Genomic DNA, 13,210 nt, shown 5'->3' on the forward strand with positions numbered 1-13,210 from the left:
TTCCCACTTCCTTTCAAATAAAATACAAGAATGTTAGAACGGTTCTATTAAAACAATTTCCGTATCATGTTCATTACATTATAAACGAAACTAAAAAGCAAATCGTTGTTTTAGCTGTGATTTACGCTTACAGAAACCCTAAAGATTATTCTAATAGGTAACAATAAAATCGATCAATTGCTCCGTCTTGTTGTTTCGGTATTGTTGATTCTTTTTTTAAATTGTTTGGCTAATTGAAATTTGCCATTGACTTTTGCCTAAGACCTCGGCTTGTTAATTCCTCTATCATAAAGTACAATACTCCCAGCAACTGATACATTCAAACTTTTTTCGGATTTGAATTTTATTAGTGAATGGCATTTTTCTATGGCTGCTTTAGAAAGTCCGTTGTCTTCGGCGCCTAGTAGGTAAACACATCTTCTTGGGTGTTCAAAAGTTTCTAAATCTTCGGCTCTATCATCCAGTTCCACACCAATCAACCGTGCACCTTTGGGTAGGTTCTTGAAGAAATCATCAAAATTATCGTAATGAAAATATGGCATTGATTTTACAGCATTGTGCGTGTCACTTGCTTGCTTTGCATATCGGTTTCCGATTGTAAAAATGTAGCTAGCTCCTAGGTTTTGCGCGGATCGCCACAGTACCCCAAGATTTTCGGGAGTTTTACCATTTAGTATTCCGATACCAAAGTATTCTGTTGTAAAATTATCGTTCATGCTGCAAAAGTACAAACTAGATGTAGGATTATCAATTTTTTATTACACCTGAAAGTAAAATTAAATAATAATTTGGTTTACGTGCAGGTTTTGCGTGAGGGATAGGAATAAGCTACCGAAGTAGCATGGATAGCCCGACAACAGCAAGTAAAGGGGCTTATTACTCGCGTGCTAAGGTAAGCCCCTTTGCATGGTGGTGGCACGCCCAAAAGGCAATTGAAATATGGAATGTTTATCATTTTTGATGCTGATTTAATACCTAAACGGATACATATTAATAATAAGTTTCCATGATAAAATCGAACGATCTAGAATTTTGTTAGTTTTAGTTCTGTATTGTATTCTGTGACTGCTCTAGTGTAACAACAATTTGAAAAATCAGAATTTATAAAAGATATAACTCGGATTATTTAGGGAAATGAATGTAAATATTATGACTAAAATAACACTTCTATTTAAAAAGTCAAAGGTTAAAAATTAATTTAATCAAGAGTTGATTGAATTGCAAATTTTCGAACTGAGCATTTCGGCATTTGTATTGAAAATTAGTATTTATAGAGGTTTTTGGGCTTTCCTTCTACTAATTTTTTCAGATCAAATTAACTCATTGGAATAAATAATATACTGTAGTAAAATTAGGTTAGAATTTTAGTTTATTTAAGGAATGCGTTTTTATTCAATTCATAAAAAAAAAGTTTGTGTAATGTTATTTATAACTCTGCTTCGTAGTTTCAGATTGGTGAAAAAAGTTTGGGTATTCAATTAATTACTAATTTAATAGTATTAAAATAAGAATACACATATGTTTTGTAGAAAAAAAATGTACTTTTGTACGAAAAAATCTGTTCTTGAAAGCAACTTTTAAAAATATAATCTTACTTATTATACTATTTCAAAATTATAGTTGTAAAACTATGGCTGCAAATAATGAGATTGATGGAAATGCAAAAATAAGATATATTGAAATGTATGGCTCTGTTTGTTGCCCGAGAGATTATAAATATAATAGTCCATTGCTTAGTTATATTAAAAATTTTGAGGCTGAAAATGACGTTAAACTTGATTTAAGGTATAAGATTTCATTAGGTAAAGAAGGTGAAGCAGCTTATTTTTTAAGTCTTGAAAACCTTACGCCAAACCTTAGGCAAAAATTTGTTGTCGAGAGGTTGAAAATACTGAAAAAAAACGATGAATCAATAAGGTATTATCTTGAAAATCCAATTTCTATAAAAAAAGCCCTTAACATGTGGGGAAACATGTCAATCAGTAAATTAATTAAAATTTAAAAGAATGAAAAAAACTACTTTGAAGTTAAGCTATTTAGCTGTTTTACTTTTTTTATGCACTACAATTTCTTATGCGCAACGTGCGGATAAGTGTGCTACCGATGCTCTTAACTTGGCACAACGTCAAAAAAACCCCTCTTTTTTTGACAATAATAGAGAGCAATTAGAATCTTTTACGCGAAAATATGCTCAGAATAAGAAGCAACTTAAATCAGCAGCAGTAACTGTAACTGTAAAAATACCAACTATAATACATGTAATTCATAATGGAGAAGCTATAGGTACTTACCCAAATATTAGTGATAAACAGATTTTAAGTGCTATTGCAAATTTAAATGACGCTTTTCAAAATCAAGGTTCGGTTTATGGTAGTTCTGCCTTTTACAATAATCCAATGAATATTGAATTTGTATTAGCCAAAATAAAAGAAGATGGTACCGCAACAACGGGTATTGAAAGGCATGATGTTTCATCTAAAGCTTATGGTTCCGAATACCATACCAATGGAATAAAAAGTGAGAGTATTGGAGTAGATAGTGATGTTTTATTCAAAGATTATTATTATAATCCACAAGATTATATGAATATTTGGGTTGTAAATAAAATTGAAGGTGTTGATGTGGGAACAACTGGTAATGGGACATTGGGGTATGCTTCGTTACCGACAAATTTTGCAGGGGTTTCGGATAATTTGGTTTGTCAAGCTAGAGCTTTTGGTTATTATCCTTCTTATAATCCTAATAATCCATCAGCAACTCCAGATTATGATTTTGGAACAGGGCCTACAAATGCTTCCGGGAACGGAACTGCAGATCATGAAGTTGGTCATTATCTAAATTTATTACATACTTTTACGGGAGATAACAATGGAACTAGTTGTCCTGGAACAACTAATACTATAGGTGTTGATAGTGACGGTTGTGATGATATAGCTCCACATATTAGAACAGACTCTAATTGCCCAGATTATAGTGCAACAGCCAATACTTGCGTAGCTGGTGGTGGCCCAAATGATTATATTCATAACTTTATGAATTATTCAAGCGACCCATGTTTTCAAGGATTTTCTAATGATCAAAGAACAAGAGTTAATGCTACTCTAGATGGCCCAAGAGTTGCTTTTAAAACATCTATAGCGAATATTGCACCATCTGGTAGTTATCCTGCTACGTTAACGGTTATGCCTAAGGTAACTAATCAGGGACAAGATGTAATGGGAATTTTTGAGGTAAATTTAAATGGAAATACTTATAAGTCAATTTCAGCTTATAATGATGGTTTTTATTTGAATAGAGTTGCTTCTCAACCTACCACAAATTTACTAGCTAATACGGCTTATAATATGAAAGTAAAAGTAGGAGTAGGTAGTGCTGAAAACAAGGAATTGGTAAATGTTTTTATTGATTATAATAATAATGGTACTTTTGATTCTAATGAGATGGTATATCAGACTGTAGGTGGAGCTGGTAAAAATAATGGAGGAATTTTTGATTTTAATTTTACAACTCCCCATGTCGGTAATTTTACGGCTAATCAAAGACTTAGAATGAGGGTGATTTCTTATTTTGATGAAGGAAGCACAGTAAGTAACCCTAATGTATCTGACTACGGTAATATTGAAGATTATTCAGTTTTGTTTGAAACTAATCTGTCTGTAGGTAGTATTGAAAAAGATTATGAAGGAGTTAATGTTTATCCAAATCCAACGGATGATGTTTTAAATATAAACAATACATCTAATAATACTGTAAGTGCAATATCAATTTTTGATACGCTAGGGAAACTAGTTTTTAAAGGATCTAATGCAAATAAAATTTTTGTTGGGAATTTAGAAAGAGGTAGGTATTTTATCAAAATTGAATTTACTAACAGTGAAGTAGTTTCAAAAAGTTTTATAAAAAAATAAAAATTAGTATAATCTAGAAAAGGTTTTTTTATTTAAAAACTCCCATTATGGGAGTTTTTTTATGCCAAATTTTTATTTTAAAAATGACTAGAACTTATTTTTAAATAAATTATTTAGCTAATAAAAGGAAGAAGGTAGTTTTTAAGAGATGGCTTTCTCTAAATTCGTATTAGCATATTTTAGTTTTTTTTACTCGAAAATCTTCATTAAAGAAGTCTGATAAAATCAATGTTGATAAAATTTTAATGGTTTTTATGTGTTTATTTAATCAACAAAATGTTAATAACTTAAGTAGTTAATAGCTGATTATGGCTGTGTTCTAATTTGAGTTTTTATATATTTGTTCGTTAGACAAAAAATAATACATTTTTAGAATAAAAAACCATGAGCGAAGAAATCAAGAAAGAAAATAATTATTCAGCAGATAGTATTCAGGCGTTAGAAGGAATGGAGCACGTAAGGATGCGTCCTTCCATGTATATTGGAGATGTAGGTGTTCGAGGTCTTCACCATTTGGTGTATGAAGTTGTAGATAACTCGATTGATGAGGCGATGGGTGGCCATTGTGATACGATTAGAGTGGATATAAATGAAGATGGTTCTATCACTGTAGAAGATAATGGTCGTGGTATTCCGGTTGGAATGCACAAAAAAGAAGGTGTTTCGGCACTGGAGGTAGTTATGACCAAAATTGGAGCAGGAGGTAAATTTGATAAAGATTCGTATAAAGTTTCTGGAGGTCTTCACGGTGTGGGGGTTTCTTGTGTGAATGCTTTGTCTCAGCACTTGACTGCTACTGTACATAGTAGTGATGGAAAAGTGTATGAACAAGAATATGAAAAGGGGAAAGCAATGTACCCTGTGAAACAAATTGGTGAAACGACTAAAAGAGGTACAATTGTAACTTTTTATCCAGATCCAACGATTTTTACACAAACTACAGAGTATTCATATGATACATTGTCGGCTCGTATGCGTGAGCTGTCTTACTTGAACAAAGGGATCACGATTACGTTTACAGATAAAAGAGAAAAAGATAAAGACGGAAACTTTATAGGTGAAGTATTTCATTCAACTGAAGGTCTTAAGGAATATATTCGTTACCTAGACGGAAACCGTGAGCCAATTATTGCTCATGTAATCTCAATGGATCATGATAAAGGTGATATTCCGGTTGAGGTAGCTTTGATTTATAACACAAGTTATAGTGAAAACATCTTCTCGTATGTGAATAACATCAACACGCATGAGGGTGGAACGCACTTGCAAGGTTTTAGAACGGGTCTTACAAGATCATTGAAGAAATATGCAGATGCATCTGGAATGTTGGATAAATTGAAGTTTGATATCTCAGGGGATGACTTCCGTGAGGGATTGACAGCAATTATATCTGTAAAGGTAGCAGAACCACAATTTGAGGGGCAAACAAAAACCAAACTTGGAAACAGAGAGGTAGTTTCGCCAGTGAGTCAAGCTGTGGGAGATATGATCGAAGCGTATTTGGAAGAGAATCCAAACGATGCAAGAATCATTGTTCAGAAAGTGATTTTGGCAGCTCAGGCGCGTCATGCGGCTAAGAAGGCTCGTGAGATGGTACAACGCAAAACCGTAATGGGTGGTGGTGGATTGCCAGGAAAATTATCTGACTGCTCAGAACAAGATCCAGCAAAATGTGAAGTATACCTTGTCGAGGGAGATTCGGCAGGTGGAACAGCAAAGCAAGGCCGTGACCGTGCTTTCCAAGCGATTTTACCTTTGCGTGGTAAGATTTTGAATGTTGAAAAAGCGATGCACCATAAAGTGTTCGAAAATGAAGAGATTCGAAATATATTTACTGCTCTTGGAGTAACAGTTGGAACAGACGAAGATAGTAAGGCATTAAATATATCAAAATTGCGTTACCATAAAGTAATTATTATGTGTGATGCCGATGTCGATGGTAGTCATATCTCTACCTTAATATTAACATTCTTCTTTAGATTCATGAAAGAATTAATAGAAGAAGGACATATCTACATAGCTGCACCACCGTTATATTTAGTTAAAAAAGGTAATAAAAAGGAATATGCTTGGAATGACGACCAACGCGATCAAGCAAACGCAAGAATGGGTGGAAGTGCCGCTATTCAACGTTATAAAGGTCTAGGGGAGATGAATGCGGAACAATTGTGGGAAACTACAATGGATCCAGGATTTAGAACTTTGCGTCAAGTAACTATTGATAGTTTGGCAGAAGCAGATAGAGTGTTTTCGATGTTAATGGGTGATGAGGTGCCACCTCGTAGAGAGTTTATCGAAAAAAATGCAGTTTATGCTAATATTGACGCTTAATTTAGTAAATTGTACCAGTCGTATGTAAGTACATTCGATGATAGAAAACTAATTAACCGTTTAACATATTTAAGTATGAAAGTTTCAATAATAGGTGCTGGTAATGTAGGTGCCACTTGTGCAGATGTAATCTCTTATAGAGGGATTGCTAGTGAAGTAGTTTTATTAGATATCAAAGAAGGTTTTGCCGAAGGGAAAGCTTTGGATATCATGCAATGTGCTACCAATACGGGTTTTAATACGACTGTTTCAGGGGTCACCAATGATTATTCTAAGACTGCAAATAGTAATGTTGTAGTTGTAACTTCAGGAATTCCTAGAAAACCAGGAATGACACGTGAAGAGTTAATTGGTATTAATGCTGGAATAGTGAAATCTGTTGTGCAAAGTGTATTGGAATTTTCTCCTAATGCTATTTTTGTGATTGTTTCAAATCCAATGGATACAATGTGTTATTTGACACTAAAATCTACTGGATTGCCTAAGAATAGAATTATAGGGATGGGAGGAGCACTAGATAGCTCTCGTTTTAGAACCTATTTGGGTTTAGCGCTTGACAAACCTGTTAATGATGTTTCTGCAATGGTTATTGGAGGACATGGTGATACTACTATGATTCCCTTAACTCGTTTAGCATCTTATAATGGTATTCCAGTTACGCAGTTTTTATCTGAAGATGTATTGACAAAAGTTGCTGCAGATACAATGGTTGGAGGGGCAACTTTGACAGGATTACTAGGGACTTCAGCTTGGTATGCGCCAGGAGCTTCTGTCGCTTTTTTAGTTGATAGTATATTAAATAATCAACGAAAAATGATTGCATGTTCTGTATATGTAGAAGGTGAATATGGTCAATCAGATATTTGTATCGGAGTACCATGTATTATCGGTGAAAATGGAGTTGAAGAGATACTAGATATAAAATTAAATGATTCTGAAAAAGCATTATTTGCTAAAAGTGCAGATGCTGTCAGACAGATGAATGATGCCTTGAAAACTATTTTAGGTTAATAAATACGTTATATTATAGAAAAGACTGCAGTTTTGCAGTCTTTTTTTTGATATTTATGAATAAATAAATTGGTTAGTCTTAACCATAATTATATATTTGCTCGGTTTATAAAATTAATGTGATTTTATATTTTTGTTTTTTACTATAAAAAACAAGTTGTAAAGACACATAAAGGAGTTAAAAAGAAGAATCAATAAACATAAAACAATTAATTTTTAGTAATAATGCAGAATAAAGGACTTATTAAATTTTTCGCAATTCTATTTGCATTGGTAAGTATTTACCAACTCTCGTTTACATTTGTTTCGAGTAAAATTAAAAATGATGCTAAAGCTTTCGCAGGAAATAATCCTGATAAAGAACTAAGGTATCTAGATTCAATTGGTAAAGAAAAAGTGTTTAACTTAGGATTTGCTGATTTTACTTTTGACGAAGTAAAAGACAAACAAATAAATAAAGGTCTAGACTTAGAGGGTGGTATCAATGTGATATTACAAATCTCAGTAAAAGACATATTAAAAGGTTTGTCTAACAATTCGAAAAATCCTGTTTTTAATAAATCATTAGCTGACGCTACTGCAAACTTAAAAGGAAATCAAACTTATCTTGATGCTTTTTTTGAAGCTTTTGCTGCCAATTCTAAAGGTACAGTGAAATTAGCTTCTCCTGATATTTTTGCAAACCGTTCTTTGCAAGGTGAAGGTGGTGTGAATTTTCAAATGTCAGATTCGGATGTTGAAAAAGTTATTAAAAGAAAAGTTGACGAATCTGTAGAAAGTGCTTTTGGAGTACTTAGAAAACGTATTGATAAATTTGGAGTTACACAACCAAACATTCAAAAGTTAGGTGAATCAGGAAGAATTCTTGTTGAGCTTCCAGGTGCTAAAGATGTCGATAGAATTAAGAAATTATTACAAAGTACTGCTCAACTAGAGTTTTGGGAAACGTATAAAATAGATGAAATGGGTTCTTTTTTAATGGCTGCCAATGAAGCATTGAAAAAAACTGAAGTAAACAAGGTTGAAACTAAAAAAGTTGTTAAAGATTCTTTAACTGCTTTGTTAACTGATTCTAAAGATTCAACGGCTACGAAAGTTGGAAATAATCCTTTATTTGATAAAATGTTATCTCAAGGTGGGGGACCAGTTTTAGGATTATATGCTCCAAAAGACACAGCTGTTATAAATGGATATTTAAAAAGATCTGATATCAAAATTTTATTAGCTCCTGACCAACGTTATGCTAAATTTGTTTGGGGTATTAGTGAAAAATTAAAAGATAAAGACGGTAAACAAGTTGAAGCAGTTTCTTTATATGCCTTAAAAGGAAATAGAAATAACACAGCCGACATGAGCGGTGGAGTAGTTACGGGTGCTAGTGCATCTTTTGATCAACTAGGTAAGCCATCAGTTTCTATTGAAATGAGTGGACAAGGTGCTAAAACTTGGGAAGAATTAACAGGTAGAGCTTATACTCAAAAATCAAATATTGCTATTGTTTTAGATGATATTGTGTATTCTGCTCCTGGAGTTACTACTGGTCCTATTGCAGGAGGAAGATCTGAAATTTCTGGAAGTTTTACTCTTGATGAATCTACAGATTTAGCAAATGTTTTAAGAGCAGGTAAATTACCTGCAGCAGCAGATATTGTGCAATCAGAAGTAGTAGGTCCATCCTTAGGTCAAGAAGCGATTGATAATGGTACAACTTCAGCATTAGTTGGTTTATTATTAGTGTCTTTATGGATGATGGTATATTATGGTAAAGCAGGTTGGTATGCAAATATTGCTTTAGCAGTTAACTTACTTTTCCTTTTCGGAATCTTAGCTAGCTTAGGTGCTGTATTAACATTGCCAGGTATTGCTGGTATCGTTTTAACAATGGGTACTGCGGTTGATGCGAACATCATTATATACGAACGTGCAAAAGAAGAATTAAGAGAAGGGAAGTCACTTTCTGAAGCAGTTCAAATTTCATACAGTTGGACTGGAGCAATGCGATCTATCGTTGATGCAAACGTGACGCATATTTTGATTGGTGCAGTATTGTTTATCTTTGGATCAGGACCAATCAAAGGTTTTGCTACGACATTGTTGATTGGTATTATTACATCATTATTTACTTCTATTTTTATTGCTAGAATTTTTATTGATAAAAATATTCAAGGAAAAGCCGATCTATCATTTGTAACTAGTTTTTCTAAAAACTTCTTTACAAACTTTCATTTTGATTTCTTGAAAGTTAAAAAATACACATACATCTTTTCTGCAATTGTAATTGTAGTTAGTGTATTCTCACTTGCGACTAATGGATTGGATCAAGGAGTTGATTTTGTTGGAGGAAGAACTTTTCAAGTTCGTTTTGAAAAACCTATTGACTCTGAAGCTGTAAAAGCTGATTTGACAAAAGTATTTGGTAGTGCAGAAGCGAAAGTTTTTGGTAATGATAACCAATTGAAAATTACTACTAAATATAAAGTAAAAGAGCACGGTACTGAGGCTGATGAAGAAGTAAATAAATTAATGTTTGAAACATTACGTAAATACTATTCTCCAGGTTTAACATATGATAAATTTGTAAATGCTTATGATGGGAAGCAATTTGGAATTCTTCAAGCTTCAAAAGTAGGACCTACAGTAGCAGAGGATATTAAAACAAATGCTTACTGGGCAGTTTTAGGATCTTTATTAATTGTATTCTTATACTTATTGATTAGTTTTAGAAAATGGCAATATGGTTTAGGAGCAATTGCAGCTGTTGCGCATGATGTTATCTTTGTATTAGGAATCTATTCATTATGTTACAAATTCATGCCTTTTGGAATGGAAATTGACCAACACTTTATTGCTGCTATACTAACAGTTATCGGTTACTCTATGAATGATACTGTAATTGTATTTGATAGAGTTCGTGAATTCTTGGATGGTAAAGTTAAAGGTAGCTTTGGTGAAATTGTAAACAAATCAATTAACTCTACTATGTCAAGAACAATAAATACCTCTTTGACAATGATTGGTGTATTATTAATCATGTTTCTTTTTGGTGGAGAATCTATTAGAGGATTTATCTTCGCAATGCTTATTGGTATTGTAGTTGGAACATACTCTTCATTATTCATTGCTACACCAGTATTGGTAGATACAATCTCGAATGAAGAAAAAAACTTGATTGAAAAACAACACGAAGATGTTGTTTAGATAATACTATTTAATAAATTGAAAAAGGGATTCAACAATGTTGGATCCCTTTTTTATTGGCTATAATTCTAGGAAATCACGTTGCTTAGATATAAATAGATCAAATAAAACATGTTGAAAGTATGATATAATAAAGCTTAATGATAGCTAATTTTAGATGATTTGAAAGAAGTACTATTCAGTAATCTATAAATTATTAAAATAGAATAAACAAAAGTTTATTATTACTAGTGATAGTAGTTTTACAGATACTTTTCCTAATGACTGATGAGTAAGCTTTAATAGCTAAAGTATACCTTGGCGTATTTCAATTATCAAACCTATTGATAGGACTTAAGTAATAAATATTAACTATTCTTTTATAACTGAAGAGCGGTACTGCTTTGAATCTTTATTATATACTAGAGGTAATTTTTTTATGGATTTAATATATGATGAAATAGAATTTTTATGTCTTAAATGTTTCCAAAAGAATTCCAATACAAATACTGTTGTAGTATATTTGTTTACCTATTAATCACAGTTATGAAAATTTATCATTCAAAGAAAGCTAGTTTAGAAAATGATTTAGAAACTCTCAATAAAAAATACAGCTCTATAAGTGTTTTGAGATTGATTGCTATCGTTGCCTTTCTGTTTAGTTTTTATTATTATATTCAAAATAGCGAAGTCGTTTTTGCTATTGGCGCATTTTTATTCTTTATCGGATTTATTGTTTTGATGAAAATCCATTCTAAGCTACAATTCGAAAGAAAAATTCAAGAAGCATTATTAGAAATTAATACCAATGAAATTGATTTTCTTGAAAATAAAAAGTTGCCTTTTGAAAATGGAATTGAATTCAATGACTTTCATCATCCATATGCCTACGACTTGGATATATTTGGTGAGCATTCTTTGTTTCAAAATCTCAATAGGACAGCTACTTATATTGGAAAAAAAAAGTTATCCAATTTACTATTAAAAGTAGGTTCTAATGACTTTATCAAGGACAATCAAGAAGCAGTGAAAGAATTAACCCTTAAGATTGAATGGAGGCAAGATTTCTCAGCTTATGCTAAAGTTACCAGAGATAATGAAATTACCTATAGTAATTTATTGAAATGGAGTACGTTCAATAGTGTTGGTTTACCGCGTTGGGTAGTTTTGTTCTCGTACATAAGTCCTATTGTTTTTGTTAGTGTTTTAGTGGCTTATTTGATTAGTTCGAATGTAGTTTTAGCCAATTCACTATCTTATTTGGTACTAATCAATTTAATTGTTTTAGGGATGTTTTTAAAACGCATTCAATTGGAAGTAGCAAATTCGGATAATATTGATACAATAAGTAAACAATATAGTTTCTTGTTGCAAAAAATAGAAAATGAATCTTTTACTTCGAATAAATTAAAAGATTTACAAAAAAAATTGACTTTTAAGTCAGAAAATGCTAGTATACATTTAAAAAAATTATCAGAACTTTTTTCGAATAATGACACTATTTCGAATTTTGTTACAGCAATATTATTCAATGGTACGTTCTTGTTTAATATACACATTTTGAAACGATTGATTTTTTGGAAAAAAGAAAATGCACATGCACTTGAAGACTGGTTAGAGGTTATTGGTGAAATAGAATCGATGATTAGTTTAGCTAATTTCGCCTATAATAATGCAGATTTTGTTTATCCTAAATTAAATTCTGATTTTATCATAGATTTTAAGGATCTCAGTCATCCGTTGCTAAATGCTAACATTAGAATTGGTAATGAAGTGAGTTTTAATCCGCAGTCTTTTATGATATTGACCGGTTCAAATATGTCAGGTAAGAGTACCTTTTTAAGAAGTTTGGGGATCAATATGGTATTGTCAGGAATTGGTTCTGTTGTTTGTGCTTCAGAGGCTACGGTACATCCTTTACCTGTTCTAGTTTCCATGCGCTTGTCTGATTCGTTGACTGATAGTGAATCGTATTTTTATGCTGAAATTAAACGTCTTAAACAAATTATGGATGCACTAGAGGAGCAACCTGCTTTTGTATTACTAGACGAAATCCTGAGAGGAACTAATTCAGATGATAAACGCAATGGAACGATTGAAGTAGTGAAAAAAGTGATAGCTCAAAAAGCTATTGGAGCCATAGCTACACACGATATAGAAGTGTGCCTAACGACTAATGATTTTCCTGATACTTTAATTAATAAATGCTTTGAAGTCGAAATTGTCAATGATGACCTTTATTTTGATTATAAATTAAGAGATGGCGTTTGCCAGAATAAAAGTGCGTCTTTCTTGATGAAGAAAATGGGTGTTATTTAAAGGAGGTATTAAAGCGTTTGAAAGTTTTATTAATTTAATTGTGGGAGCAATGACCTACTAAATGCTACTAATTAGAGCTATTTATAGAAGGTAATTGGTGCTAAAAACAAATGATATAGATAATAAAAAAGAGTCCATTTTTCGAAAGTAAATGGACTTTTTTTATTTAATAAGTGTCCCGTCCTGAAATAGCGATACACAAAAAGTATCCTTATGGAAAAACATGAAGAAACACGCTATGTTAAGCGTACCCAAAAAGATTACTCAATGTCTTTTAAATTACAAATTGTTCAAGAAATTGAACGAGGAATTACTACTATTTCCCAAGTTAAAAAAGAATACGGGATTCAGTCTCGGGCTACTATTGTACAATGGTTACGAAAATTTGGTAACTTTGATTGGGAAAACCAAACACCATTCACTATGTCAAAGGGACCAGAACAAAAGATAATGGAGCTTGAAGC

Annotated in this window: 8 protein-coding genes; 7 read left to right on the forward strand and 1 reads right to left on the reverse strand. The window is 32.3% G+C overall.

The features are described 5' to 3' along the window. Positions 1–257 precede the first annotated feature (257 nt). Entirely contained in the window at positions 258–716 is a 459-nt protein-coding gene (locus M2326_RS14345; protein ID WP_264620237.1) for an RNA methyltransferase, read from the reverse strand. Between the two features lie 914 nt (positions 717–1,630). Between M2326_RS14345 and M2326_RS14350 the strand changes: the two genes are divergently transcribed. The 7 genes from M2326_RS14350 to M2326_RS14380 all read left to right on the forward strand — a co-directional run. Further along, positions 1,631–2,002 (forward strand): hypothetical protein, encoded by a 372-nt coding sequence (locus tag M2326_RS14350; protein ID WP_264620238.1) that lies wholly within the window; start codon positions 1,631–1,633, stop codon positions 2,000–2,002. A 4-nt stretch (positions 2,003–2,006) separates the two neighbouring features. After that, the gene (locus tag M2326_RS14355) at positions 2,007–3,908 is read left to right on the forward strand and encodes a zinc-dependent metalloprotease (protein WP_264620239.1); all 1,902 of its coding nucleotides are present in this window, start codon (positions 2,007–2,009) and stop codon (positions 3,906–3,908) included. A 384-nt stretch (positions 3,909–4,292) separates the two neighbouring features. Next, positions 4,293–6,239, forward strand: a complete 1,947-nt coding sequence (gene gyrB / locus M2326_RS14360) for a DNA topoisomerase (ATP-hydrolyzing) subunit B (RefSeq protein WP_264620240.1) — start codon at positions 4,293–4,295, stop codon at positions 6,237–6,239. 75 nt (positions 6,240–6,314) lie between these two features. Further along, positions 6,315–7,250 carry a malate dehydrogenase gene (locus tag M2326_RS14365; protein ID WP_264620241.1) on the forward strand — a complete coding sequence of 312 codons (936 nt, stop codon included), beginning with the start codon at positions 6,315–6,317 and terminating at the stop codon, positions 7,248–7,250. Positions 7,251–7,475: 225 nt separating this feature from the next. Next, positions 7,476–10,448, forward strand: coding sequence for a protein translocase subunit SecDF (gene secDF / locus M2326_RS14370; protein ID WP_264620242.1), 2,973 nt, complete (start codon positions 7,476–7,478; stop codon positions 10,446–10,448). Positions 10,449–10,973: 525 nt separating this feature from the next. Beyond that, on the forward strand, positions 10,974–12,746 hold the full coding sequence (locus tag M2326_RS14375) for a MutS-related protein (RefSeq protein ID WP_264620243.1): 1,773 nt from the start codon (positions 10,974–10,976) through the stop codon (positions 12,744–12,746). Between the two features lie 213 nt (positions 12,747–12,959). Next, positions 12,960–13,210: transposase (locus M2326_RS14380; RefSeq protein WP_264617990.1), on the forward strand; the 251-nt coding region annotated here is incomplete at its 3' end.

This window comes from Flavobacterium psychraerolatum (assembly GCF_025960985.1).
Taxonomy (GTDB): Bacteria; Bacteroidota; Bacteroidia; order Flavobacteriales; family Flavobacteriaceae; genus Flavobacterium.